This window comes from Lactobacillus sp. M0396, assembly GCF_016101625.1.
In the GTDB taxonomy this organism is placed as follows: Bacteria; Bacillota; Bacilli; order Lactobacillales; family Lactobacillaceae; genus Lactobacillus; species Lactobacillus huangpiensis.
On sequence record NZ_JACFQE010000003.1, the window covers coordinates 195,374 to 220,150 of the forward strand.

28 protein-coding genes are annotated in these 24,777 nt (G+C 34.1%); 22 read left to right on the plus strand and 6 right to left on the minus strand.

What is annotated here, in order from left to right:
* The first annotated feature begins 16 nt into the window (after positions 1 to 16).
* From rpsK to H3T43_RS05125, 13 genes are all read left to right on the plus strand, one after another.
* Positions 17 to 400, plus strand: coding sequence for a 30S ribosomal protein S11 (gene rpsK / locus H3T43_RS05065; protein WP_034980403.1), 384 nt, complete (start codon positions 17 to 19; stop codon positions 398 to 400).
* Between the two features lie 45 nt (positions 401 to 445).
* Positions 446 to 1,384 (plus strand): DNA-directed RNA polymerase subunit alpha, encoded by a 939-nt coding sequence (locus tag H3T43_RS05070; protein ID WP_198213056.1) that lies wholly within the window; start codon positions 446 to 448, stop codon positions 1,382 to 1,384.
* A gap of 25 nt (positions 1,385 to 1,409) precedes the next feature.
* The gene (gene rplQ / locus H3T43_RS05075) at positions 1,410 to 1,793 is read left to right on the plus strand and encodes a 50S ribosomal protein L17 (RefSeq protein ID WP_034980401.1); all 384 of its coding nucleotides are present in this window, start codon (positions 1,410 to 1,412) and stop codon (positions 1,791 to 1,793) included.
* A 317-nt stretch (positions 1,794 to 2,110) separates the two neighbouring features.
* On the plus strand, positions 2,111 to 2,962 hold the full coding sequence (locus H3T43_RS05080) for an energy-coupling factor ABC transporter ATP-binding protein (RefSeq protein WP_198213058.1): 852 nt from the start codon (positions 2,111 to 2,113) through the stop codon (positions 2,960 to 2,962).
* Entirely contained in the window at positions 2,938 to 3,783 is an 846-nt protein-coding gene (locus H3T43_RS05085; RefSeq protein ID WP_198213060.1) for an energy-coupling factor transporter ATPase, read from the plus strand. The genes H3T43_RS05080 and H3T43_RS05085 overlap by 25 nt, the downstream gene beginning before the upstream one ends.
* Before the next feature lie 4 nt (positions 3,784 to 3,787).
* The gene (locus tag H3T43_RS05090; RefSeq protein WP_198213062.1) at positions 3,788 to 4,585 is read left to right on the plus strand and encodes an energy-coupling factor transporter transmembrane component T; all 798 of its coding nucleotides are present in this window, start codon (positions 3,788 to 3,790) and stop codon (positions 4,583 to 4,585) included.
* Positions 4,585 to 5,370: a tRNA pseudouridine(38-40) synthase TruA gene (gene truA / locus H3T43_RS05095; protein ID WP_198213065.1), complete on the plus strand. Its 786-nt coding sequence runs from the start codon at positions 4,585 to 4,587 to the stop codon at positions 5,368 to 5,370. Before H3T43_RS05090 ends, truA begins: the two co-directional genes overlap by 1 nt.
* A gap of 106 nt (positions 5,371 to 5,476) precedes the next feature.
* Entirely contained in the window at positions 5,477 to 5,920 is a 444-nt protein-coding gene (rplM, locus tag H3T43_RS05100; protein ID WP_045928442.1) for a 50S ribosomal protein L13, read from the plus strand.
* Between the two features lie 11 nt (positions 5,921 to 5,931).
* Positions 5,932 to 6,327: a 30S ribosomal protein S9 gene (rpsI, locus tag H3T43_RS05105; RefSeq protein ID WP_034980394.1), complete on the plus strand. Its 396-nt coding sequence runs from the start codon at positions 5,932 to 5,934 to the stop codon at positions 6,325 to 6,327.
* 456 nt (positions 6,328 to 6,783) lie between these two features.
* Entirely contained in the window at positions 6,784 to 7,641 is an 858-nt protein-coding gene (locus H3T43_RS05110) for an ABC transporter ATP-binding protein (RefSeq protein ID WP_198213067.1), read from the plus strand.
* A complete protein-coding gene (locus tag H3T43_RS05115; protein WP_198213069.1) occupies positions 7,622 to 8,272 on the plus strand; it encodes an ABC-2 transporter permease in 651 nt (216 codons plus the stop codon). The genes H3T43_RS05110 and H3T43_RS05115 overlap by 20 nt, the downstream gene beginning before the upstream one ends.
* Before the next feature lie 18 nt (positions 8,273 to 8,290).
* Positions 8,291 to 8,455, plus strand: coding sequence for a hypothetical protein (locus H3T43_RS05120; RefSeq protein WP_156962766.1), 165 nt, complete (start codon positions 8,291 to 8,293; stop codon positions 8,453 to 8,455).
* A gap of 419 nt (positions 8,456 to 8,874) precedes the next feature.
* The gene (locus H3T43_RS05125; RefSeq protein ID WP_198213071.1) at positions 8,875 to 9,231 is read left to right on the plus strand and encodes a DUF6176 family protein; all 357 of its coding nucleotides are present in this window, start codon (positions 8,875 to 8,877) and stop codon (positions 9,229 to 9,231) included.
* A 77-nt stretch (positions 9,232 to 9,308) separates the two neighbouring features.
* Here the strand turns inward: H3T43_RS05125 and H3T43_RS05130 are convergent, their stop codons facing one another.
* The 3 genes from H3T43_RS05130 to H3T43_RS05140 all read right to left on the minus strand — a co-directional run bounded on the left by H3T43_RS05130 (position 9,309) and on the right by H3T43_RS05140 (position 12,416).
* The gene (locus H3T43_RS05130; RefSeq protein WP_198213073.1) at positions 9,309 to 10,574 is read right to left on the minus strand and encodes an ABC transporter permease; all 1,266 of its coding nucleotides are present in this window, start codon (positions 10,572 to 10,574) and stop codon (positions 9,309 to 9,311) included.
* A complete protein-coding gene (locus tag H3T43_RS05135) occupies positions 10,571 to 11,254 on the minus strand; it encodes an ABC transporter ATP-binding protein (RefSeq protein ID WP_198213075.1) in 684 nt (227 codons plus the stop codon). Before H3T43_RS05135 ends, H3T43_RS05130 begins: the two co-directional genes overlap by 4 nt.
* Before the next feature lie 88 nt (positions 11,255 to 11,342).
* Positions 11,343 to 12,416 carry a S66 peptidase family protein gene (locus tag H3T43_RS05140; RefSeq protein ID WP_198213077.1) on the minus strand — a complete coding sequence of 358 codons (1,074 nt, stop codon included), beginning with the start codon at positions 12,414 to 12,416 and terminating at the stop codon, positions 11,343 to 11,345.
* A gap of 215 nt (positions 12,417 to 12,631) precedes the next feature.
* On the opposite strand from H3T43_RS05140, the gene H3T43_RS05145 reads away from it, so the two are divergent.
* The 7 genes from H3T43_RS05145 (at position 12,632) to H3T43_RS05175 (ending at position 20,282) form a co-directional block, all read left to right on the plus strand.
* The gene (locus tag H3T43_RS05145; RefSeq protein ID WP_034980386.1) at positions 12,632 to 12,946 is read left to right on the plus strand and encodes a PadR family transcriptional regulator; all 315 of its coding nucleotides are present in this window, start codon (positions 12,632 to 12,634) and stop codon (positions 12,944 to 12,946) included.
* On the plus strand, positions 12,939 to 13,565 hold the full coding sequence (locus H3T43_RS05150) for a DUF1700 domain-containing protein (RefSeq protein ID WP_198213079.1): 627 nt from the start codon (positions 12,939 to 12,941) through the stop codon (positions 13,563 to 13,565). The genes H3T43_RS05145 and H3T43_RS05150 overlap by 8 nt, the downstream gene beginning before the upstream one ends.
* Before the next feature lie 20 nt (positions 13,566 to 13,585).
* Entirely contained in the window at positions 13,586 to 14,452 is an 867-nt protein-coding gene (locus H3T43_RS05155; RefSeq protein ID WP_198213081.1) for a DUF4097 family beta strand repeat-containing protein, read from the plus strand.
* A gap of 237 nt (positions 14,453 to 14,689) precedes the next feature.
* Entirely contained in the window at positions 14,690 to 14,950 is a 261-nt protein-coding gene (locus tag H3T43_RS05160) for a SemiSWEET family transporter (RefSeq protein WP_045928434.1), read from the plus strand.
* 27 nt (positions 14,951 to 14,977) lie between these two features.
* The gene (locus tag H3T43_RS05165; protein WP_198213083.1) at positions 14,978 to 16,327 is read left to right on the plus strand and encodes a hypothetical protein; all 1,350 of its coding nucleotides are present in this window, start codon (positions 14,978 to 14,980) and stop codon (positions 16,325 to 16,327) included.
* A gap of 525 nt (positions 16,328 to 16,852) precedes the next feature.
* Positions 16,853 to 19,456 (plus strand): cation-translocating P-type ATPase, encoded by a 2,604-nt coding sequence (locus H3T43_RS05170; protein ID WP_198213085.1) that lies wholly within the window; start codon positions 16,853 to 16,855, stop codon positions 19,454 to 19,456.
* A 178-nt stretch (positions 19,457 to 19,634) separates the two neighbouring features.
* A complete protein-coding gene (locus H3T43_RS05175; protein WP_198213087.1) occupies positions 19,635 to 20,282 on the plus strand; it encodes a hypothetical protein in 648 nt (215 codons plus the stop codon).
* 371 nt (positions 20,283 to 20,653) lie between these two features.
* On the opposite strand, the gene H3T43_RS05180 is transcribed toward H3T43_RS05175, so the two are convergent.
* The 3 genes from H3T43_RS05180 to H3T43_RS05190 form a co-directional block, all read right to left on the minus strand.
* Positions 20,654 to 21,688 (minus strand): linear amide C-N hydrolase, encoded by a 1,035-nt coding sequence (locus tag H3T43_RS05180; protein WP_198213089.1) that lies wholly within the window; start codon positions 21,686 to 21,688, stop codon positions 20,654 to 20,656.
* Between the two features lie 428 nt (positions 21,689 to 22,116).
* Positions 22,117 to 22,701 (minus strand): DJ-1 family glyoxalase III, encoded by a 585-nt coding sequence (locus tag H3T43_RS05185; RefSeq protein ID WP_198213091.1) that lies wholly within the window; start codon positions 22,699 to 22,701, stop codon positions 22,117 to 22,119.
* A gap of 36 nt (positions 22,702 to 22,737) precedes the next feature.
* On the minus strand, positions 22,738 to 23,394 hold the full coding sequence (locus tag H3T43_RS05190; RefSeq protein WP_198213206.1) for an HAD family hydrolase: 657 nt from the start codon (positions 23,392 to 23,394) through the stop codon (positions 22,738 to 22,740).
* Between the two features lie 262 nt (positions 23,395 to 23,656).
* On the opposite strand from H3T43_RS05190, the gene H3T43_RS05195 reads away from it, so the two are divergent.
* Together H3T43_RS05195 and H3T43_RS05200 are read left to right on the plus strand one after the other, a co-directional pair.
* On the plus strand, positions 23,657 to 23,935 hold the full coding sequence (locus tag H3T43_RS05195; protein WP_034980372.1) for an autorepressor SdpR family transcription factor: 279 nt from the start codon (positions 23,657 to 23,659) through the stop codon (positions 23,933 to 23,935).
* Positions 23,922 to 24,557: an SdpI family protein gene (locus H3T43_RS05200; RefSeq protein ID WP_198213093.1), complete on the plus strand. Its 636-nt coding sequence runs from the start codon at positions 23,922 to 23,924 to the stop codon at positions 24,555 to 24,557. The genes H3T43_RS05195 and H3T43_RS05200 overlap by 14 nt, the downstream gene beginning before the upstream one ends.
* Positions 24,558 to 24,777: the final 220 nt, after the last annotated feature.

Below are 24,777 nucleotides of genomic sequence, written 5' to 3' on the forward strand. Positions count from 1 at the left end.
TTAAGGAGGTTTATTGATGCCTAAAACAGCACGTAAACGCCGTGTGAAGAAGCACGTTGAAAAAGGCGTTGCTCATATTCATTCTACGTTTAACAATACTTTAGTCATGATTACTGACGTTCAAGGCAATGCAATTGCTTGGTCTTCAGCTGGTGCATTAGGCTTTAAAGGTAGTCGTAAGTCTACACCATTTGCAGCACAAATGGCAGCCGAAGCAGCAGCCAAGAGTGCAATGGATCAGGGCATGAAACATGTAGAAGTTTCTGTTAAGGGTCCTGGTGCTGGCCGTGAATCTGCTATTAGATCGCTACAAGCGACTGGACTTGAAATCACCGCTATTCGCGATGTTACTCCAGTTCCTCACAATGGTTCTAGACCACCAAAACGTCGTCGTGTTTAATTTTGTTCTTATTGAAGGACATTGCGTTTTGAAAGGGGCCTAGTAATGATTGAATTTGAAAAACCAAATATTACCGTTGTGGACCAAGAAAAGTCTTATGGTAAATTTGTTATTGAACCACTTGAACGAGGCTTTGGTACTACTTTAGGTAACTCATTACGTAGAGTTTTACTGACATCTATCCCAGGTACAGGACTTGTTTACGTTCAAATAGATGATGTCTTACACGAATTCTCAACCGTTCCAGGCGTAAGAGAAGATGTCGCTAAGATAATCCTGAACCTTAAGAAACTTGAATTAAAGTCTTTTTCAGATGAACAAAAGATTATTGAAATTGACGTAGAGGGTCCGGCTACTGTAACCGCCGATGATCTTAAAGCTGACGCAGATATTCAAATTCTGAATCCTGATCAATATATTTGTACTATTGCTGACGGTGGACACTTGCACATGCAAATTGCTGTTAAAAATGGTCGCGGCTATGTTGCAGCAAGTGACAACAAGAGTGAGGATATGCCAATTGGGGTTATTCCTGTTGATTCCTTATTTTCTCCAATAAAGAAGGTCAATTACCAGGTTGAATCAGCTCGTGTTGGTAAAAGAGACGATTTTGACAAGCTCACTTTAGAGATTTGGACAGATGGTTCAATCAAGCCTAACGATGCCCTCAGTTTCGCAGCAAAAATATTAGTTGCACACTTTAAAGTGTTTGAAACTGCTGATGCAAATACTAAATTCAATGATGTAATGGTTGAAAAAGAGGACGATACAGCTGAAAAGAAGCTTGAGATGACAATTGAAGAGCTTGATCTTTCTGTTCGTTCGTACAATTGTCTTAAACGTGCCGGTATTAATACACTGCAAGAACTAACTGACAAAACAGAAGCAGATATGATGCGTGTACGTAATTTAGGACGTAAATCGTTGGAAGAAGTTAAAAATAAATTAGCTGACTTGGGACTATCATTGCGTCAAGAAGATTAATTTAAAAAATAAAGGAGGTAAACTGATGGCATACCGTAAATTGGGTCGCGACAGTGCACATAGAAAAGCAATGCTGAGAGAAATGACTACTCAATTAATCATGAAGGAACGCATTACTACTACTGAAGCTCGTGCTAAAGAAGTTCGCAAAACCGCCGAAAAGATGATTACTTTAGGCAAACGCGGAGATTTGGCTGCAAGAAGAAGAGCAGCTGCCTTTGTTCGTGATGAGGTTGCAGATATTCATGAAGAAAAAGATGCAGTTGTTGTTAAATCAGCTTTGCAAAAGCTTTTTAGCGATATTGCACCGCGTTACAAAGATAGAAATGGTGGATACACCAGAATTATGAAGCTTGCTACAGCTCGTAAGGGTGATGCAGCTCCAATGGTTATTTTAGAATTAGTTTAATTCAAATAATCAAAACTTAATAGCTATTAAGAATTATCCGTGAGAGTGAGAATAAGCGTTAAGATGATGACGAAAGTTTAGTCTAGCTTAGATAATTATATTATCCCTCCTCATGGGTGATTTTTTTTGCTTTTTTAATTCTGCTTTAGTATTAAAACCATAAGATAATGTCTTAAAAATATTTAAAGTTGACTCTGAATTAAATAAACTTGGTTGATTTAGTAGCTGATAATTTTGATGTGCAAAGGTGCCATTCAGTATTCAGAATTGTCCATATTTTTGGTACAATTGAATCAGACTTTTAGGACGGTAAGAGTATGGCAAATGATAATATTATTAAAATAAAAAATGTAAGTTTTTCGTATCCAGAGTCAGACACTCCCGCTATAGACAATATTAGTTTCAATGTGAAACGGGGTTCATGGACCTCAATTATTGGTCATAATGGTAGTGGTAAATCAACAATTATCCGCCTAATTAATGGCTTGCTGGTACCTGATGAAAGCGGAAACCCTTTAATCGAAGTAGATGGAATAAAATTAACGGACGATACAGTTTGGGAAGTTCGCAATAGAGTAGGTATTGTCTTTCAAAATCCTGATAATCAATTTGTTGGAGCAACAGTGGCTGATGATGTTGCATTTGGTTTAGAAAATCGTGGCATTCCTCATTCAGAAATGGTTAAAATAGTTCCGGAAGCAATTAAAGCCGTTGGAATGAGTGAATATGCCAACTCTGAGCCTGCAAATTTATCCGGTGGTCAGAAACAAAGAGTGGCTATTGCTGGTATATTAGCTATTAAACCCAAAATAATTGTGTTAGACGAAGCTACTTCAATGCTCGATCCTGAAGGAAGAAATCAAATATTATCAATTGTTCAAGATATGAAAGATAAGTATGACTTGACTGTAATTTCTATTACTCATGATATTGATGAAGCTAATATGGCTGATCAAGTTTTAGTAATGAATGATGGTAAATTAATTACACAAGGAAGTACTAAAACAGTTTTTAGTCAGGTTAGTCTTCTTAAAAGCATAGGCTTAGATGTGCCCTTCTTTGAGCAAATTAAAGAAAAATTGCAGCAAGATGCTATAAAATTACCTGATAAGTTAGATTCGGAAAAAGAGTTGATTAATTATTTATGTCAATTAAATTCAAAAATGTAAGCTACATTTATTCTCCCGAAACTCCTATGGCAAAAAAAGGTTTAGATAATGTTTCATTTGAGTTAAAAGATGGTTCTTTTAATGCAATAATTGGACATACTGGGAGTGGAAAATCGACTCTTATGCAGCATTTTAATGCTCTTATTAAACCTGCAACAGGAAAAATAGAAATAGCTGGCACAACTATAACACCAGAAACTACAAATAAAAATTTAAAAGATTTAAGAAGACATGTAAGTTTGGTTTTTCAGTTTCCTGAAACGCAATTGTTTGAAAATACAGTTTTAGATGACATTGCCTTTGGTCCTAAAAATTTTGGTTATGACAATAAAAAAGCTCTTGAAAGTGCTAAATATTGGCTAAAAAAAGTGGGTTTATCTGAAGAAATTGGCAAAAGGTCACCATTTGAGCTTTCTGGTGGACAAATGAGGAGAGTGGCAATAGCAGGGGTAATGGCATATGAACCAGATATCCTTTGTTTGGATGAGCCAGCAGCTGGACTTGATCCAGAAGCACGTAAACAAATGATGGCACTTTTTTCTGATTACCAAAAAGACGGACATACGGTAATTTTAGTTACCCATAATATGGATGATGTGGCTAAATATGCTGATAATGTTTTAATTATGGAACAAGGTAAACTTATTAAGCAAGACACACCTACAGAAATTTTTAAAAATCGTAAGTGGTTGCAAGAGCATCACCTTGAAGAACCCAAAGCTTCTTTGTTTGCAGCTAAATTAACTAATTATAAATTTACAAAAATGCCATTAAATATAAATAGTTTAGTAAAAGAAATAGAAGATAATTTGAAGGGGTGATTGCGTGAGTAAAATCTTAATTGGTCGTTATGTAGCTGGTGATTCGATAGTCTATAGAATGGACCCTCGAGGGAAATTACTCGCAACTATTCTCTTTATTTTATTTGTCTTTTTGGCTAATAATCTAATTTCATATCTTATAGTAACTATTTTTAGTTTAGCTGCAGTTGCTGCTACAAAGCTAAAACCTAAAATTTTTTGGGATGGAGTAAAGCCATTAATTTGGCTAATTTTGTTTACTTCTTTTTTACAACTATTTTTTACTGTTGGGGGAACTGTATACTGGCGCTGGACTATTTTTGCCTTATCAAGTTACGGCATTACTAATGCAATTTTTATATTTATTCGTTTCACTGTAATTATTTTAATATCAACAGTAATGACAGTTACAACTAAGCCACTCGAGATTGCTGATGCGATAGAATGGCTGTTAAAACCGCTTAAATTGATTCATATTCCAGTAGATAAAATAGCACTTGTAATGTCAATAGCACTTCGCTTTGTGCCCACTCTATTTGATGAAACTTTTAAGATAATGAATGCTCAGCGTTCACGCGGTGCAGATTTTAATAACGGCGGATTAATTACTAGAGCAAAGGCAATTACACCGCTTTTAGTACCGCTATTTATTAATTCTTTGGAAACAGCAATTGATTTGTCAACCGCAATGGAGTCTCGCGGATATCGCGGTGACAAGGGAAGAACAAAATTTAGAGTTTTAAAATGGTCTAATGTAGACTTTATAAATTTATTTTATTTTGTTTTATTATTAGGACTTCTATTAGTATTTAGGACACATTGATGACAACAAGATATAAAATGACGGTCTCTTATGACGGTCATCTATTTCACGGATTTCAGTACCAACCACACCAAAGAACTGTGCAAGGCACAATTGAAACTGCATTATATAAAATGACAAAAGGCAAAACTGTGATTGTCGAGGGCTCAGGCCGTACAGATGCTGGTGTTCATGCACTAGGTCAGGTAATTCATTTTGATTATCCAGGCAAAAAAATTCCACCTGAAAGAATGATTTGTGCATTGAATTCAATGATGCCACTAGATATTATATTTAAAAATTGCGCAGTAGTTGATGAAAAATTTCATGTTAGATATAGTGCAAAAGGTAAGTGGTACCGGTACTGTGTTAGTCTGGATAGATTTGTTGACCCCTTTAAACGTTTCTATACAGGACACTATCCTTATCCAGTTAATATAGAAAAAATGAAAAAAGCAGCTACTGATTTACTGGGCACTCATGATTTCACCAGTTTTGCTGCTAGTGGTGGCCAAATAAAAAACAAAGTGCGTAAGATGTATTACGTAAATATACAAAAAGATCAAAGAAATAATGAAATTATCTTTGATTTTATTTGTTCAGGATTTCTTTATAACATGGTTCGTATTTTAGTAGCTATATTATTAGAGATTGGCAGAGGTAAACGTCCTGTAAATGATATTCCCCGGGTAATATCTGCTAAGGATCGAGAACAGGTGAGAGAAACTGCACCAGCAAATGGACTATTTTTGTACCATGTTTTTTATGAAAATATACCGGAAAAGTACAGGCTTGATAGGGATTAATATTGACTTTTTAATTAAAAAGACTTATTATATTTAAGTATGTTTGTCCACGATAGGCCCCGGAATCTTATTGTTTTCAAACAACGTATAAACGGAGGAAATTAAATTGCGTACTACACAATTAGCGAAACCTAATGAAATTGAACGTAAGTGGTATGTTATTGACGCAACAGATGTATCTTTAGGTCGTCTGTCAACTGCAGTAGCAACTATTTTAAGAGGTAAGAACAAGCCTCAATATACACCAAACGTTGACACTGGTGATAATGTCATTATTATTAATGCAGCTAAACTAAAGTTAACGGGTAAAAAAGCTACTGACAAGATTTATTACCATCACTCTGATTACCGTGGTGGTATAAAAGCCACTCCAGCTGGAGACTTGCTGGCTAATAATCCAGTTAGATTAGTTGAATTGTCAGTTAAGGGTATGCTTCCTAAAAATACTCTCGGTCATCAAGAGTTTATGAAGATGCATGTTTATGCTGGTGCTGATCACAAGCATGAAGCACAAAAGCCTGAAGAATTAGACATTAACAAATTAATCTAGGAGGTTAAATAATGGCACAACAAGTTGCATATGCAGGTACCGGTCGGCGCAAGAATTCTGTTGCGCGTGTTCGTTTAGTACCAGGTAGTGGTAAAATTACCGCTAATAATAAAGATATTGATCAATACATTCCTTTTCCTAACTTAGTTAAGGATTTGAAGCAACCATTGACCTTGACTGAAACTGAAAATCAATACGACGTTAAGGTTAACGTAAATGGTGGTGGTTTCTCGGGACAAGCTGGAGCTATTCGTCTAGGAATTGCACGTGCTCTTCTTGAAGTAGACCCTGATTTTCGTGGTCCATTAAAGAAAGCAGGTTTCTTGACTCGTGATCCAAGAATGGTTGAACGTAAGAAACCAGGTCTTAAGAAAGCTCGTAAAGCTTCACAATTTAGTAAACGTTAATCAATACGATTATATCAATGTTTAAAGCACTTCATGGTTTATACCATGAAGTGTTTTTTTATAATTTTTAGCAAAATTTACACCATTACTTTTAAGGTTACGGTAGGCAATTTCACAAACAGCAATTAGTCTGACATTTGAAGTATTGGTACTAATTATGAGAGTGTCACTATGTGTAGAGTCTCTGAAAAAGCATCTAATGTTGTTCTGCTTGCCCTGTTGTCTTATTCAATAACAGGGAATATCTCTTTAATAACAAGTTTATTTATCACAACAACGAATTCATATACACTATTAATGAGTTTGGGTAAATATATTTTAGTAGCTTTACTATTCATTGAGTTAAAGAAGATAAGTGTACTAAAAAAGAAATATGCGTTACTGACTTTGATAAACTTAATTTGAAGTAGTTTAATGGTTGTATATATGATGTTGCAATCATAGTGAGGTATAAATATGGACACAAAACCAGTAATAGATGTGCTAAATTTAAGTAAACGGTACGCAGATTTTCAACTACAAATTAACAATTTAAAAATAAATGAAGGTAGTATTGTTGGTTTAATTGGTGAAAATGGGTCAGGTAAGTCAACTTTTTTGAATTTACTATTAAATCAAATAAAAAGTGAAATAGGCAATGTTAAAATTTTTGGTTTGGATTATGTTAAAGATGAATGCCAGATAAAACTTAACTTAGGTGTAATTTTGGAGCAAAATTATTTTCCAAACTCATTTTCTGTTCAACAAATTGAAAGAATGCTAGAAAAGGTTTATCCAAGTTGGGATAAAAAACTCTACCACAATTTAATTGATGAGTTTGATTTGCCTACCAATAAGCCTATTAGTAATTTTTCAAGAGGGATGCTTGTTAAATTAAGTTTTGCTGCCACACTTTCTCATCATCCTAAACTCTTAATTGCTGATGAAGCAACTAGTGGGCTTGACCCCATTGTAAGGAGAGAAATCTTATCTATGTTAAAAGAATTTGTAAATAATAATCAAATGACGGTATTATTGTCTTCACATATCTTAAGTGATTTAGAACAAGTTGCTAACTATTTTATTTTTATGGAAAATGGCAATATTTTATTAAAGGGTAGTCAAGGTGAGTTGCTTAATCATTATGCAATTAAAACAGAGATAACAGACCTTCCATTGAAGAACATCAAATATAAACTATACAAAGATAACATGGTTCAATATCTAGTTGAAGTATCACAAGAAAGTGTTGATTATATAGATTATGCTTCATTAGAGGAAATATTCCTATTTTTAGTAAAAGGAGTAAAGATAGATGAGAGGACTTCTTTATAAGGATTTTCAACTTATACTAAATAAGCTAAGTGTGAAAAGTAGATTGCTAATCATATTAGTACTACTTTTGGTGACAATTTTTGGTAGGGAGTCTGGAACGATTTTTCTCTCAATAATGGGACCGATTAGTTTAGCATCAATGCCAACTGGTCTATTGATTGCTGACCAAGAAAGTGGATGGAACAGATTCGTAGGTGTTTTTCCTATTCCCAAAAGAAATATAGTTTTGGCTAGATATATTTTTTGTATTTCTTTAATTGTATCTATTAGCATTATAACTTTAATTTTAAGCATTGCCACTGCTCTAATTTTTCAACAATTTAGCCTGCAAATTCATATATTGATATCGATAGTTGGCTTATTGATTGGTATCATGTATGTAGTACTCTTACTCCCGGCAGTTTATGCTTCAGGTACGTTTGGAAGCACAATTGTGAATATACTGGTTTTAGTCCTTATTATGGGAGGGGTTTATATTTTGCAGAAAACGACTTGGGGTCTATCGTTCATCGCTTGGATTGGTAATACTAATTCTTTCCTGCTAGTAATCACAAGCTGTATCTTAATTGCCGTAATATCAATCGTTTCACTGATAATTTCAACAAAAGTATATTCCAACACATTTAAGTAGTTAGGAGTTTGAACTATTATGACTAAAAAATTATATCATCAAATAGCCGTTGCTTTAGCAATAGTTTCAATTGTACTCGCAGTCGGGATACTAATTTGGGGAGAAAAAGGGACTGCTTTTATTGCAATTATTCCCGCCTTAATTGCAGATTTAATAGAACGTAAGGGAAAGAAAGCAAAATAAGTAAGCGTAAATCTATGATTGTTGAAAATATCCTTTTTGTTCTTAACTTTTAAATATTAGAAAGACGCTAGCTAAGTATAAAAGTGCCTTTCTAATTTATGTTCTATTGAAATAATTAACTCGGAGCACTCTACAAAAATTTAACCAAAGTAAGTTATTAAATGCTGTAAACTTTTAGTATTTATCAGCTCAATTCATATATTTTTAAAAGTGAAAGTCATACCATTCAGATGAAGTTAGTTGAAACTTATTGAAACAGCACTTTCAAAAAAGCGAGAAGACACCTGATATTAAAGTCTTTTAAAATTTAGTAAATCAGATCTTAAGAAGGTTCGTAACGCTTCACGATTTAGTAAGCGCTATTTACTTATTCTTAGTGTATTGCATTATTTATTATAATAATTATCAAAGGTAGGATTATGACAAAAATTGAATTAACACGTTTTCGTATTAAAAAAGGTAAAGAATTAAGAGCACAGGAATGGATGGATTTTTTAAATAAACATCATCAAGATACTGTGGCAACAATGGCTGGAGAAAGAATGTATATTGAGACTGTATTTAAAGAAGAAAGTTCGGATGGTTACACATACTTTTATTGGTATTCTATCCAAGGAGAAGGAGGCAGTGCTGTTGAAGATTCGGAAAGCTATATTGATCAAAAACACTTAGAGTATTGGGAAGAGTGTATAGATACTGCTTATAAGCCGGTAGATATGAAAGTGATGGAAAAACTAGTAGCACCTAAAATTAATAGCATTATAGATGCTGATTAAGTGAAAATGTTAAGTTGCTTGAATAAAAGAAGAATGAAAAACGTCAGACTAAATCTGACGTTTTTATTATTTGGTTTTTATTCATATCTTAAAGCAGTGATTGGATCTAGTTTTGCTGCTCGTTTGGCTGGTAACGTACCTGCTAAAAAGGTAATTAGACAGATAATGCCAATAATTAGTAAACTGCTTGACCAGTTGAATTGAATTAAAGTAAAGCCATCTAGACCTTTTAAGAATGATTTAGCAGCAAAATTGTTTAAGGCATTGCCTAAACCCATTGCTAGTAGTAATCCCAATGAAGAGCCAAGCAAACCAATTAAGATTGCTTCACAGCTGAAAATGGAAAATACTTTACCCTTGCTGAGTCCTAATGCCTTCATAAGACCAATTTCTTTTGTACGATCTCTCACTGACATGTACAGAGTATTGATTACTCCAAAGCTGGCAGCTATCAATGCGATAGCTCCAAAAACAATTAAAACCCCAGTGACTGCGTTGAATGTTAGGAAAAGCTCATTGACTGCTTCCTTAAGAGTCATACCCGAATATCCTTTTTTAGTTAGATTATCCTCAATTTTTTTAATACTGCTAGCACTCTTGTTAATAGGGGTAGCCATAACACTGGTATACTTATCTTTTAATGCTTGCGGAAGTCCTTTTTGGTTGGCTGAAACTATTTTTTGTCCTAAGCCATTACTGTAAATGGCAAAACCTTTTGATACTATACTGTCATTTCTTATTCCAACAACCGTAGCAGATATTTTTGCTCTTTTCTTAGTGACGGGTGATTTTGTGACTAAAGTTACTTTTTTACCGAGAGCATCTTGAGCATTTTTGAAGCCGTAGGATTTAACCATTGGTTTAGTGATTAGAATCTGTGATTTTTTTCCACTAGTAGCAACTTGGTGACCAACTTTTAAGTCGTAGTTGATCCCTTGGGTTATTTGCGCAGTTATAAGATATTTAGTTTTATTAGGGCCTTGAACATAGTCAACATCACAGTCTTTTAACGCTTTAAAATCTTTCAAGCCTTTAACTGATTTGATTTTTTTAATGTCTCTTTTGTCCATCATACCGTCGGCACTTTGACTACTCTTCTTGGTGTTATATTTTTGAGGCTCATTAGCATCTTGACTTGAGCTCCCAAGTGATATGCCCATTTGCTCAGTTTTACCTACATTACCGACCTGCTTTTTCAAATAATCATTAACACCATTATTAATACCCATAGTAAAGGCAATAGTTAAGGAGCCAATGAAAACGGCTATAATGGTTAGGAATGTTCTCCCTTTATTGTGCCATAAGTTTGTAGCCGCAGAATTTAGAATATCATGGAATCTCATTGCTGTGTTCCTCCCACTATTTGACCATCTTTAATCTGAACTTGACGCGCACACTTTTTTGCTAAATCAGGATCGTGAGTAACAATTATTAAGGTAATATTTTTTTCTTGATGTAGTTTAAATAAAATATTTTCAATACTTTCGCTAGTAGCTGAATCCAAGTTTCCTGTCGGCTCATCTGCAAAAATAATTTCTGGGTTGTTCACTAAGGCCCGTGCAATACAAACACGCTGCTTTTGACCCCCTGACAAGTCACTTGCTTTATTTTTAACTTTACTTTCTAAGCCAACTGCTTTGATGGCTGCCAATGCCTTTGATCTGCGTTCTTTTCCTGTAATTCCACCTATTTTTAAAGGAAGCATTACATTTTCTAACACGCTATCCTGAGCATTTAAGAAAAATTGTTGAAAAACAAAGCCAAAGGTCTGATTGCGCAATTTATTTAATGTTTTGTTTTTAATTTTACTTGTGGGCTCATTATTTAGCCATACGCTACCAGTAGTAGGGTGGTCGAGGAGTGCCAAGATGTGCATTAAAGTAGACTTGCCTGAACCACTTTTGCCGATGATAGCAACAGAATCACCTTTGTCAATTTGTAAATTAATTCCTCGTAAGGCTTCAAATTTGGTTGCTCCTTTGCCATAGGTGCGGGTTACCTCACGGGTTTCAAGTAAACTCATAGATTCTCCTTCTTTCTTGTATTACTGTAATACATATATAATACACCATGATTAAAAAAAGGCAAATATTTTTTAAAAATTTTTCAAACTAGGCAAACCAGGATTCCATAATTTTTATCTCTGGTTTTTCAAAGTTAATTTGTGTGAGTGCGCCATAAGGTAGAGCGGTCCTTGGATAAGCGTGGCCAATATTTACATTATATAAAATTGGTGTATTGAACTTAGCAGTTTCTTCCAACAAGATTTGTTTATATTCTGCAAAATACTTTTTATCTTGAGGTTTGCCTACTAAAATTGCGCGAACATTTCCTAAAATACCAACTTCTTCTAATTTAGCTAATTCTTGACGATAAAGTTCAGGAGCTGGTCTTTCTTCACATGTTTCTATAAAAAGTATTTTATCTTTGGCTTCTTCCGGTGTGAGTATAAGCTGATACTGGTTAATAACTGATGGTTCGTCTGGATATCGATTTGTTGTTAAGTCATCATAAAGGCTATCGATGCAGCCACCCCATAGTCTACCTCGAACTTTTCCATGGCCACGTAAAACTTCATAACCGGTGTCTTTGTGGCTTATTCTTTCTTTACCCACTTGTTTAATTGAGAAATCAGTTCTTTCTTCATACCAGTTTTCACTTGCAGGAATCAGAGTAACAGGTGGATTTTTAAAGTAATGTATTAAAGTCTTTTTTGTATAAGGTAAAAGTTCATTAGCCAGTTCTGCAAAATCAGTTAAAAAACTCGGTCCATAGAATGTTTGCAAGCCCATTTTGTAAAACATTAGATGATTATTCGTAGTATCAGAGAAGCCACTTAATAACTTGGGATGATCACAGACAGTTTTTTTAAATTCCTGATCTGCCATTAAATAGGGCAAAGTTCTGTAAGTGTCATCTCCGCCAATAGCAGCAAAAATACCTTTAATTTCTGGATCTAGAAATGCTGCTTTTAAATCGGCGGCACGTTCAGCTGGATGACTTTTAACATAAGTACTACCTGAAAGGGCATGTGGCATAAATACAGGATTTATGCCAAGTTGTTTCATGTGCTTAATTCCTTGTTTTAGTTCATGGGAAGCAAAACTTTCACCTAGAGTACCAGCTGATAAACTAACGATTGCTACTTTTTCACCTACGTGTAATTGCTTGGGTTTTATTAGCATAGATTGCTCATCTTCTTTCTTAATGAACTTCAATTTTATTAATAATACAATAAAAATTTACTCTTAAAAACCTTTTTAACGAGATCAAAAAGGTTAAATAAGAGTATGACAATCCGAATAAATATAATTTAAATAGAAAATTGGAATAATGGCTTGAAAGCATCTCAATTAAGCTCTACAATATTATATAAAATATAATACTAGAGGAAATAATTATGGCAATAGTAATTCCCAACCGTCTACTAGATGGCATCATTTTGTCTTTTATCAAAAAAAATAATATCTATAGCCGTGTTATAACTGAGCAAGCTAAAGCAACCTTTGGTGTTTCCGAGTCTGTTACTTATCCTGTTCTAAGAAGATTGAAGAACGACAAATTTTTATCAACTTATTCTAAGTCTTTTCAAGGGAGAACTAAGAATTATTATCAAATTACTTCTTCAGGCAAAACAGAATTAAGATTAATAAAGGAAGAATGGCAAAATTTTAGCACTAAAATAAACCAAGTTTTGGAGGACGCAAATGAATAAAATAATTGATAATTACATTTTGCGATTAAAAGATAATCTTACTAATCTGTCTGATTCAGATATTCAAGATGTTGTGCAATTTTACCAGGAATTTTTACTTGATGGCAATTTCCACAGTGAAGCTGACATGATTACGGAGTTAGGGACACCCAAACAGTTAGCTCGAAAAATCATGGCCGACTATTCTGTTTCAATACCCGAAAAAGAAGAAGAGTTGCACGAAGCCTCTTCAAAGTCTAATTTAAAGACTATTTGGGTCATTTTATTAGGAGTTCTAGCAGCACCTGTCGGCATCCCTTTAGCTATTGCGGCAGTGGTAGTTATGGTAGCAGCATTGCTTGCCTTGACGGCCATATTTATTGCTTTGGCTATCGTTATTACGTCTCTATTTGTTTCTGGTATTTTTATTTTTGTTAGATCGTTTGGACTTCTTTTTGGTGGTTATTGGGCCTCTGGCTTTTTCTATATTGGAGGAGGCTTAGTTTTAACATGTATCAGCTTAATGCTGTTACCAATAATTATGAAGTTTATCCGTTTCTTAACTGCAGAATGTACTGCTTTTTTTCAACATATTGGCAGGAGAATTTTGAAGCATCGTTACTATAAAACAAATGCTTAACTGGTAAAGGAGGATTAATTATGAAAAACTTTTATCGAATATGTGGATTGGCTTTAATTGCTGGTCTGGTTATGATGCTTGTCGGTTGGTCCAATAATGGTGTTAAACCAATAATCGCTAATCGTAACTACTTTACTCTGAAAGCTATTGATAATACTAAGCTCACACGTACATATATTTCAAACCGCAAATTTAATAAAGTTTTTGTTCAAACTGACTCCTCTGATATTTATCTGCATTCAGGTAAAAATTACCAAGTTAGAGTTACAGGTGTTAATCCAGACGCTGTACAAGTCAAAATAGCCAATAACTGTTTGGATATTTACGAGCCCAAACCTCTTGCAATAAATTGGGGTAAAATTGGCTCCAAAATTGACGTAACGGTTCCTCAAAATGTTCACTATACCGAATTTGATAGCAACAGTGATCACGGAAATATCAGGCTAAAAGACCTGAAAGCTAAGGCATATTTTATAAGTTGTGCCGACGGTTATCTGGATATTGATAATATTCATGCCAAAAGTACAAGTTTATCAACTGGAGCAGGTAAAAGATTGACAGTTAATAACTCTGATCTGGGTGATTCAGGTGTCAAAATGAAAGGAGGCTGGTGCGAACTTTTAAATTGTCGTACATCAATGACTCTAGATACTTCTAACACTAATATTACAATTTCCAATTCGCAGTTAATCAATAGAAATTCTTTTACTTTACAAAGGAGCAATTTAGCAATTAAAAATGCCCCTAACCTGAGTTATCAATTGACTGCAGATGGTAAAGCAATTAAGTACAAAGGTTCAAAGCCTTATGAAAACTTTATCAAAAATAATTCCAAGAAAAATTTTCTTCTGGCAGATTCAACAGAAGGAAATATTACTATTAAATAAAATTTATACCCATTGTCTGTTATAAGCAAATTGAGTCCTAAACGCCAAATAGTTTTCAGGGCTATTTTTATATCTATATATTTCATATAGGAAATGATATAAGTTACACAAAGATTTACAAAACGGGCGGATTGTTCTTTTTTTAATAATTAAATATAAAAATATGTCTCCTCTATGTACATGTATACTGGAGAGAGCGATTACATGATGCTAAGATGATTAATAGGAGATGAAATTATGAAATTAGAAAAAGCTATGACAATTCTTGGATGGATTGCTTCTATAACGGCCATCATAATGTATGTGTCTTATATACCGCAAATTATTAACAATTTACATGGCGTTAAGGGTAGTCCTATTCAGCCATTAGCAACGGCAATTAATACATTTTTATGGGTAATTTATGCCTTGTTTAAAAAAGATCGTGATATTCCTTTAGCTGCTTGTAACGCTGCAGGGGTTGTTTTTGGATTAATCACATTTTTCACTGCACTATAATTTTGTTAAAGTTTGAGAGGTAAGAAAATGGTAAAAATTAAGATTACTAATACACAAGAAAAGATTAAAATTCCTGTTCCAGTTAAGTTTTCGGCCCCTGATGATATAACAGGGAATTATTGGGTTGTTAAAAACAATTCTGGAAAGACTTGTGTAGCACAGAGGTTACATAATGATCCAGATCATAATTTTGTTGCTATAGTCAATTTCTCTGGCTCTGAAGAAGAATTATCTTTTGATCACGAAATTGAGGAGGACAAAGTTAAAGGTATCAAAAAGATACCTACAGCTAAAGAAAATGATGCTTATGTACATTTAAATACTGGTAAGTTTGATTTTGAACTTTGTCGTGGTACTGCTCAAGGTGAAGGTTCATCTAAATGGGGCTTACGACATTTCATGGCCGTGGATGAAAAACGGGATTTGTTGCCATCAGGAAATAATGCCATGGGTGGCTTTTATGGTCCCTTCTTCACTCCTGATAATGGTTTGATCAATCCGGCTGAACATATAATTGTAGATATCGAACCAGTTGAAGATGGTCCTGTTATGAAAGAGTATCGTTTATCAGGCAGAATACCAGACGGTTTAAAACCAGAATTACACGGAAAGCGTTTTGCTTTGGACTGGTCTTTTTATTACGATGTTCCTTTCTTTTCGCGTGTTTACCATGTAGATCATTTTCAAACCACAGTTAATCAACGATCAATTGTCGACAAAATCACTGTAGGTGATGAATTTGAAAGTGGAATTGGACAATTAGTATTTGATCGCTTTGCCACGTATGATGGTGTATGGTATCGAGAAGGAGATCCTTATTCTGGTCAACTGGCAAATAAAGTACAAGAGTTAGTTCATGATGGTCAAAAACGGAGTGATCGTTTTGAAGATTTTAGAAAACAACTTACAAGCAATATGGCCAATGCACATTGGGATTTGTATTGGCGCTTATTCTCTGTTTGGGAAAATGCATTATCTCAAGATGAGATAGAGACTAATTTACATGATGTTCGTCAGAAGGCATTTGTATTGGCTGAGTTGAATGATCGTCCATGGTTATTTAGTGCTGATCCTGTTAATGTTAGTGAAGTTAGCGATCAGACTGTCTTTGCTGGACCCGCAACTAAGAGTGCTGAAATTAATACTCAAACCGGTCAGGCCATGGTTTGGCAAACTGAACATGCGTCAAATGCTTTCCAAATTGTTCAGAGACCACAATCAGGCTGGCAAAATTGGGGAACTAATGCAGAAAATGAGTGTCCCTCACTACCAGTGGGTAGTTTGATTCATACTGCGTATGGACCTTACGAAAATAATTGGCGTGAGATTGCAGATAGTTTGGAAGCCTTAGCTGATGTGAGAACAGAAGCAGAGTAAGACAGGTTTAAAACATATGAACCAAAAAAGCCAAGAATCCTGCTATTTTAAGCTAGATTTCTTGGCTTTTTATATAATTTAAATGTGTACTAAACATATTTAAATTATATTTGGCAGAAGCATAAATTTTAAATAACAAATAGCAAAAAAAGAAAAAATAAGAAATTTATTTTGAATATATAATATTAAAGTTGCAAGCATAAAAATAGCTAAAAAATGTAATATCCTGTAAACTAATAATAAGCTTTTATGGGAAAGAGGATGTTTAGTTTAGAAATAAAATTTTTAAACTAAAGACAATTTTTAAAAAAACGTTGTTAATTAACAACTAATTTTTAATAATCATGTAAGCAGAAAACTTCGGATAAATATCAGAGGCTTTCTGCTTTTTTTAAAATAAACTAATTATTGTCTTTAATGCATAAATCAAGTTTAGCTTGTTATAAATGGCTCAATTACGATAAATATGGCTTTTCTATTCAAACAGCTTAATTATAAATTTAATCGAATAATGGAGGAGATAGCATGTCCCAAAAATCAGAACTACTATTCAAAATAACCCCCAAGTCCGGTTTAACTGATGCTGAGGTAGAACGAAAGCGCAGTAAATTTGGTCCTAATGAGTTGCTCGAAAAGAAAGCAATTCCACTGTATAGAAAAATATGGCACCATTTAAAAGATATTTCGTCCTTAGTTCTTTTATTGGCGATAGTATTAGCGACATATTTGGCTTTATTCCAAAATGGTGGGTGGACTAAAACAATTGTAATCAGCTTGATTTTAGTTATTAATGTGGTAATTGGCTTGTATCAGGAAGCTTCAGCCGAAAAATCGCTGGCAGCTTTGAAGGCAATGAGTTTACCCATAGCTAAAGGTAGACGTGATGGTCGAGATATTACAATAGTTGTTTCTGAATTAGTGCCAGGTGATTTGATCTATTTAAATACTGGTGATCAAGTTCCAGCAGATGGTGTTATTTTAGACGAGACTAATTTAGCAGTTGATGAAGCAATTTTAACTGGTGAAAGTTTGCCCGTTTCCAAAAAAAATTATCGTCTCAAAAGCAATTTAACTGACGATGAACGCGTCTTTTCTGGTACTGCAGTTGTCAGTGGTAGAGCACTTGTTCAAGTTAGTGCTATTGGAATGGCAACGGAGATTGGTAAAATTGCTAACCTTTTGAATAAAACTGAAAAGAGGGAAACACCTTTACAGGGCAAGTTAGATAAATTATCCAAGTGGATGACTGTTTTTGCCGGCTTGGGTGGACTTGTAATTTTCACATTGAGTTTAGGAATGCAGAATAAGACTTTAGCAGACAGCTTGATGATTGGTCTTTCTTTAGCAGTTGCAGCTGTTCCCGAAACCTTACCGATTATTGTGACAATCAGTTTATCTCGTGGTGTCAAAAAAATGGCTGAGCGCAATGCTATTATTAGACACATTGGTGCTGTGGAGACTATCGGTAACGTGGATGTTATTGCTACTGACAAAACTGGCACTTTAACTCAAAATAAAATGACCATTACTAAATATTGGACACCTGAAGCGGGTATTAAGAAAGCGGCTGATTTACCTAAAGGCGGACAAAATTTATTGAAAATGCTAGGTTTAGCTAACAATGCCAAAATTATGGAAAAAGATGGCTCGGAAGAAGTTGTTGGCGATGCTACCGAAGTTGCGATTGTAAACTGGTTACACCAACAGGGCAGCTCGCGGCAAGAGCTGGAAAATGAAGCACCTCGTATAGCAGAAGATCCCTTTGATTCTAATAAAAAAATGATGACGACGGTTCATCGCTTAACTGATGGACGTCAATTAGTAATCGTTAAAGGTGCTTGGGACAGGCTGCACTTAGATAAAAAAGAACCAGTTAAATCTGGTCAAAAAGCTCATGATGATTTTGCTAAAAATGCGTTAAGAGTATTAGCAGTTGGGTATAAGGTAATAGCTTCTAATGCGGATCCAACTGATTGGGCTGTAAATAATTCCAATTTAAAACTTGCTGGTATGATTGGATTAATTGATCCTCCTCGACCTGAGGTATCCAGAGCTGTTACTAAAGCAAAACAGGCTGGCATCAAGACTGTAATGATTACTGGTGATCATCTTGTAACGGCCAAAGCAATAGCTGAAGAAATAGGTATTCTAGATTCTGATCAAAAAGCAATTACAGGGTCAGAATTACAAAAAATGACAGATTCTGAATTGAAAGATTGTATTCAAGATATAAGAGTTTTTGCTCGCGTTTCTCCCAGCGACAAAATTAGAATAGTTCAAGCATGGCAAGATCTTGGTAAAACAGTTGCAATGACAGGTGATGGTGTTAATGATGCACCAGCTCTTAAAGCAGCGGATGTTGGAATTGCTATGGGCAAAACGGGTACAGAAGTGGCAAAAGAAGCTGCTGACATGATTTTGACGGATGATAATTTTGCCACGATTATTAAAGCTGTGGCAGAAGGCAGAACTGTTTATCAAAATATTATTAAGGCTGTTGAATTCTTAATTGGTGTCAATTTCGCGCAAATTTTCCTAATGGTTATTAGTACAATTATAGGTTGGGGTGCACCACTTTTAGCAGAACAATTGTTAATTATTAATGTACTTGCAGATGGAATACCTGGATTCTTTATCAGCAAAGAACCTGGTGAACCAAGCATAATGGATCAAAATCCAATAGATAATGATGAAAGCATTCTTGGCCGTGGATTAATGCAAAGAATGATTATTCGCGCGATTACTTTCACGATTTTAACTTTGAGCATGTATGCTTATGGTAGATTTATTCTTTCAACTAATAACCCACAAGCTGGAATGACCATGGTCTTTTTAGTATTAGCACTGGGATCAATGATTGATATATATGCTATTAAGGATTCTCAACCAATCACACTGCAAACTTTTAAAACCAATAAAATGCTTAATTGGGGACTACTACTAAGCATGATACTGGTTTTATCGCTGACACTCCTACCTCATTTGCGACAGTTTTTACACTTGGCTTTGTTACCAGTTCAAGGCTGGCTTGTCGTTTTGGTTGGTAGTTTAATTCCTATTTTTGTTCTGGAAGTTAATAAACGTTTAACTAACAACATTCAAATGGAAGCAGAAAAGAATGGTTGCTAAAGAATTGATTTCAAAATAAGCCTTGAAAGTTGTCTAACTTTCAAGGCTTATTTTTTGTCATTATTGATAAAAATTTTTCTTTTTATAGTTAAATAATCAATTGTTATTGACATATAATTGTAATAAAGTTACAATTTTGTTACAAATTATTATTATAGTTTATTTTTGAGGTTAAAAAATGAAACACAAGTATTTTAGAACAATTTTATGTTCTGCAGCCATCCTTTTTTCTTTTACACCATTAACCACTTTAACCGTGACCAAAGCAGAAAGTACTGATACTGCTAAGCCAGCAGCAGTTAGTCCTGCAACCGACCCGGGTATGACCGTTACGCCTGCTAAACGGTTTTCTAAAGAAGGTTACGTATTTAAATTAGCTAGGAATGCTACTGTTTATCACGAAGTTAATGATTTCGTTAGTCATACTTCTAAGCCGTTTGGCAAAAGTTGGGTTAAGAAAATGGCAGATAAAAATATAAAATTTAAGATTACTGAATTTGGTACCGGTAGGGTTGAATTGGTCGCTCACATAGTTGATCAAAGTGGCAAAAATCAAGGCTGGGTTACCTTCTTTAATGGCGATCTTTATAACATAAATGCTAAGAGAAAAGCTTTACAGCCACTGATCAAAGCTGAATTAAAAGTCATGGATTCACAGTTTGAAGGCAAAAAGCCATCACTAATTCAAACTAAAAATGAGGCTAAAAAGCTACACGGTCAAAACAAAGAAATTGCCAATAAATCAATAAAGGAAATAAAAGCCTGGTTTGCTTATAAAGGTGATTTATCGTTTACACAATATCCGTCACTATTAGTTGGTAAATAGTTTATTTTACTTTTTATACCTAATATATATTCATGAATAAAAGGACTTTGTTTTAATAAAGAATATTTTTAATTACCTACTTAAGAAATTGAGCGTTGGTTTTTGAATTTATATATTTAACCGGAAATGTGTCTATGCCGAAATGCTTTGATATTAGTAATAACTATGTTTACAACCTAAACCAATTTCAGCTAAATTTTTAGGAAAAATATTTCTTTTCAGTTCTTCTCGAGAAAAGAGATTGGCAATATAAGAAAAGTAAATGACTTAAGTAAGAAAGAAAAACTGAACCGTCTGAAACTTGAAAAATAAGAAAACCGCCTCAATTACTATATTGATGCGGTTTTTGTTTCTATCTTTCAAGTTTAACTTTAAACTAAAGTTTTTTGTCTTTTGGTTTCCAAAACTTTAAAGTCATGTTGAATAGGCTGGGTAATTTTAGTCGTTGTAGCAGGATCCAGAACAAATTTTGTCATTGTTGGGCAATCCTCTGGTTGAATATATAAACTTCTGCTTGAAACATCATATCCTGCCCAGTAACCTGAATAATCACATTTGTCCTCACCTTCGTGAAGATGCTCTAATCCCCGTGGAATCATGACCGATTTGAATACATTATATAGTTGAGGAATTCCCTGATCTGAATGGAATGGTGCTAAAAATTTAGAAATAAATGTTCCACGAACAAAACGTGATGGAGCAGTATAGTCACCAGGTAATCCTAATAATCCAGAACCACTTTCAATTTGTTTAATGTCTAGCTGATCACTGATTTGGTGATGACCCAAATTGTGATTGGTTAAATGTAAGTAATTACGCAAATTGTCAAGGTGCCAAGGATATTCTGGACTGTTGGTCATAACGCCAATACCATCATATATTTTAAAGGCCCCATTATTAACCGGCTCCAAAATAACGCTTTTGCCACTTGGATCACAGAAAGTGTAATGCATTGGAATTGGAGTAGGGATGCCAGTGTCTGCATTTTCCCAATCAGGATAATTGGTTTTTTCTTGGCCAAGATGCTTAAAAGCTTCTTTTATTTCAGCGATACTGCCAAAATTACTTAAAACATATGCAACAACTTCTTCGCCAATTATAGGTTTTAATCCTCGCTTTTTAAGACTTTCTACTGTATCCCAAGAAGCCTCTTCTAAGAATTGTGCATCACCAACTATACCTGCACTATTTATACCATCATTAAAAAAAAGTGAATCATTGACGTTGATACCCATAAACGGATATTTGGTCGTCCAGCTTTGGTGCAAACCCTTTAATTCATAGCTTGCAGGAAAAGTAGTCATTTTGCTATCCGCACTAGGTTTGAAGGGGTCAAATGTAAAGTCCATAGTCCGTCCCCAAAATACGTCACCACTATCAGATTTAATTGCAATAGTTGTACACATGCTTAATACCTCCCATTATTTGTTTTCCCCTTTTAAGGGTAATTTAATTTTATCATATTTTTAAAATACCTCTTAAAAAAATATTTTTGTAAATAAGAAGTACTAGTTCATAGGTGTTTAGCAGTAAAAAAATAAATTAATGCCAATTTCCTGCTACAAAAAATTGTTATCTTAATGTTAATTACTGTCACTTAATAAATATTCGAAAGAATAAATTGACTAAGACTAATGTTAAATTTACTTATTTAATTGTTATAGTCAATTTTTTAACTCAAATTTTGCGGGACAAGCTACCGCAACTCATTTTTGATAGGTGGTTCAGGAATTATTTTACTTTTGATGTTATCTAAAGTTATGAATAAGTTAAAAATCTATCGTAATAAAAAAAGTGAAGTTTAAAACTTCACCTTTTCGTGTCAGAGAAAAATTTACAAACTATCTTGAATATTGTCGGCTAGATAATTGTATAACATGCCCGCCTTTAGATCCTTAGTGTCAATTCCCAGCGCTTCTGCAATTGCATATGCAAACGCCCAAGCAGTTGCCGGACCGCGACTAGTAATGACTTTATGTTCATCATCAGTTACAGTAATATTTTCCTTGAAGTGACCACTTGGTGCATCCTTTTTGGTTTGTTTTTCAAACCCGGGATAACATGTATAATCAGCGTCAGCTATAACGCCATAACGGGCGAGAGCAATAGGGGCAGCACACATTGCGGCATCCCACTTGCCAGCGTTATACCGTTTTATCATTAGATCTGCCAGTTTTTCATTATCACGTAAATTTTCTGCTCCGGTTGTACCACCTGGAAGAGCTACTAAGTCATAATCCAATAGACTGTCAGTAACAGTTTTATCACAAGTAAGTTTGATATTGTGTGCACCATTTACCGTTGTACTAGTAAGCCCAACCATATCAGCTTGAATACCTAAGCGCCGTAATACATCAATAACGCTTAAACCTTCAACTTCTTCACAACCATCGGCAAAAATCACAGCTACTTTTTTCATTTGTTTTACCTCACAATTCTTTTACTTTATTATAAACTAGCTTAATTCTAGGTAAAATAATAAATCAGTTAATTTATTTAAATGTAAAGTTGGACGTGGACTAATTGGCATTTTTGCTTTCTTGGGCGCTAGCCAAAGAGAATCCAGGTTAGCATTTTCGGCACCCTGAATTTCATCGACTAAGTTTGTCCCAATTACAAGACAAGTGGCTGGCCTCAGATTCTGCTGCTGCAATATTGTTGTCAAAACCTTCTTATTTGGCAATTTACTTGCAAAATCGTCTTTAAAATAAACTGCGGAAAAATAATTTATTAGTTCTGTATTTTGCATGCGGGATGAAGCCACATCTTTTTTCTCTTTTGTCAGCAAAACCAAGTTAACTTTGTTTTTCACCTCATCTAAAAAGGGCACTATATCTTTATTTAACTGATCTTGTTTTTGCAACTGGTTATAAAAAGTGCCTTTCGCAGAAATCCAGTCATTTATAAAGAATTCCTGCAAAGTTAATTTAATGCGCTCATCAAATCCTAGTAATTTAATCTTTTCTTGTAATGAATTATATTGTATGCGCTCAGCTGGACCATATTCTCTGCCAGTTAATTTCAAAGTTTGCCTAAGTGCATTTTGTTCTGCAACTTTTTCGTTTAATAAGCTTCCTTCAAGAATAAAAATTAAAGTTTCATATTTTGCCAAGTGTACTTTTCCTTTCATTAACTAACCCTCTGCATTATAACGATTAGCTAACCCAAATTAAAGACAAATATTCATGAACACGTTTTTACTCATAATTTTCTGAGTTCTCACAAAGCCACCTATGTTGTTTTATTATTTTTACTATAGTTCAAGAAATTGTAATTAATATGTTAAAAATTATTGTGTTTTACGAAAATTGTGATACTATTTAGACAAATATCTAATTAGATATTTATCTAAATAGGAAGGAAAAGAAACTAATGTGAGTTTTGAGTCTAGTTTTAAGGCCTTGTCAGATCCAGTGCGCCGCAAAATATTGCAGCTTTTAAAAAATGGACCGATGTCGGCAGGGGATATTGCTAATCATTTTAATATGACTAAAGCTACTATTTCATACCATCTTAATATGCTGAAAAAGGCTGATTTAATTGAAGAGGAACACGAAAAAAACTTTATTTATTATTCGCTAAATACTTCTATTATAGAAGAAATTATGGGGTGGCTTGTTGATCTGAAAGGAGATCATGATGAAAAAGAATAGTATTCGTCAAACAGAATTAATCTCGCTTCTGCTAATCTTATTTCCAATTTTGACCGGAGCATTTTTATATAATCGTTTGCCGCAAAAAATGGCCACACACTTTGGGATGACTGATATGCCAAATGCTTTTAGCAATAAATTATGGGTCATTATTGGTCTGCCTTTTTTGGGAATTATCCTTCAAGTAATGGTATTTTTGATCTTACGCAATCAAAAAGAAACCAAAAATCTTGATTTTAAGATAGTTAATATTACGCTTTGGCTTGTTCCTGTTATTACTAATATCGTAAATCTGTCACTTTATGCCTATGCACTGGGTCATAAAGTAAAAGGCTCCTTTGTGCTTAGTGCTTTTTTGGGACTGTTCTTTATTATTTTTGGTAATTATCTGCCTAAAGTTAGTCCCAATCATGTCGTTGGCATTAAATTACCATGGACTTTGAATAATACGGAAAATTGGCGTAAAACACACAGATTTGCCGGATGGATCTTTTTTATCAGCGGCATTGTTCTGCTTCTAACTTCTTATTGGGAAATGTATTGGACAGTTATATCCGTCACCATTATAGTTATTTTACTTCCAACTTGTTACTCATATCTGTTGAGTAAGAAAGGATATTAAGTAACTTAAGAAACTGAGAGATGAATTTAAAACAAAATATTTATTTTAGAGAAGAATTGGCTTTATTATCGACTAAAGTTAATTCTTTTTTTTGTGCAAAAACTATAATGTTTCAGTAATTATTATTTAGAGACTAATTTGTTAAATCAAACTTCATTATTAAATAGACAATTGGTCAGAATTAAAATACCTGCTTAAATTATTTTTCAGGAGCATTATA

Coding starts and splice junctions, on each gene's coding strand:
- H3T43_RS05160 (WP_045928434.1), top strand. CDS start 14,690: ATGAAATTAGAAAAAGCTATGACAATTCTTGGATGGATTGCTTCTATA.
- H3T43_RS05155 (WP_198213081.1), top strand. CDS start 13,586: ATGAAAAACTTTTATCGAATATGTGGATTGGCTTTAATTGCTGGTCTG.
- H3T43_RS05165 (WP_198213083.1), top strand. CDS start 14,978: ATGGTAAAAATTAAGATTACTAATACACAAGAAAAGATTAAAATTCCT.
- H3T43_RS05130 (WP_198213073.1), bottom strand. CDS start 10,574: ATGAGATTCCATGATATTCTAAATTCTGCGGCTACAAACTTATGGCAC.
- rpsK (WP_034980403.1), top strand. CDS start 17: ATGCCTAAAACAGCACGTAAACGCCGTGTGAAGAAGCACGTTGAAAAA.
- rplQ (WP_034980401.1), top strand. CDS start 1,410: ATGGCATACCGTAAATTGGGTCGCGACAGTGCACATAGAAAAGCAATG.
- H3T43_RS05125 (WP_198213071.1), top strand. CDS start 8,875: ATGACAAAAATTGAATTAACACGTTTTCGTATTAAAAAAGGTAAAGAA.
- H3T43_RS05185 (WP_198213091.1), bottom strand. CDS start 22,701: ATGAAAAAAGTAGCTGTGATTTTTGCCGATGGTTGTGAAGAAGTTGAA.
- H3T43_RS05180 (WP_198213089.1), bottom strand. CDS start 21,688: ATGTGTACAACTATTGCAATTAAATCTGATAGTGGTGACGTATTTTGG.
- H3T43_RS05135 (WP_198213075.1), bottom strand. CDS start 11,254: ATGAGTTTACTTGAAACCCGTGAGGTAACCCGCACCTATGGCAAAGGA.
- H3T43_RS05110 (WP_198213067.1), top strand. CDS start 6,784: ATGGACACAAAACCAGTAATAGATGTGCTAAATTTAAGTAAACGGTAC.
- rpsI (WP_034980394.1), top strand. CDS start 5,932: ATGGCACAACAAGTTGCATATGCAGGTACCGGTCGGCGCAAGAATTCT.
- H3T43_RS05200 (WP_198213093.1), top strand. CDS start 23,922: ATGAAAAAGAATAGTATTCGTCAAACAGAATTAATCTCGCTTCTGCTA.
- H3T43_RS05150 (WP_198213079.1), top strand. CDS start 12,939: ATGAATAAAATAATTGATAATTACATTTTGCGATTAAAAGATAATCTT.
- H3T43_RS05070 (WP_198213056.1), top strand. CDS start 446: ATGATTGAATTTGAAAAACCAAATATTACCGTTGTGGACCAAGAAAAG.
- H3T43_RS05115 (WP_198213069.1), top strand. CDS start 7,622: ATGAGAGGACTTCTTTATAAGGATTTTCAACTTATACTAAATAAGCTA.
- H3T43_RS05140 (WP_198213077.1), bottom strand. CDS start 12,416: ATGCTAATAAAACCCAAGCAATTACACGTAGGTGAAAAAGTAGCAATC.
- H3T43_RS05085 (WP_198213060.1), top strand. CDS start 2,938: ATGTCAATTAAATTCAAAAATGTAAGCTACATTTATTCTCCCGAAACT.
- H3T43_RS05120 (WP_156962766.1), top strand. CDS start 8,291: ATGACTAAAAAATTATATCATCAAATAGCCGTTGCTTTAGCAATAGTT.
- H3T43_RS05080 (WP_198213058.1), top strand. CDS start 2,111: ATGGCAAATGATAATATTATTAAAATAAAAAATGTAAGTTTTTCGTAT.
- truA (WP_198213065.1), top strand. CDS start 4,585: ATGACAACAAGATATAAAATGACGGTCTCTTATGACGGTCATCTATTT.
- H3T43_RS05145 (WP_034980386.1), top strand. CDS start 12,632: ATGGCAATAGTAATTCCCAACCGTCTACTAGATGGCATCATTTTGTCT.
- H3T43_RS05175 (WP_198213087.1), top strand. CDS start 19,635: ATGAAACACAAGTATTTTAGAACAATTTTATGTTCTGCAGCCATCCTT.
- H3T43_RS05170 (WP_198213085.1), top strand. CDS start 16,853: ATGTCCCAAAAATCAGAACTACTATTCAAAATAACCCCCAAGTCCGGT.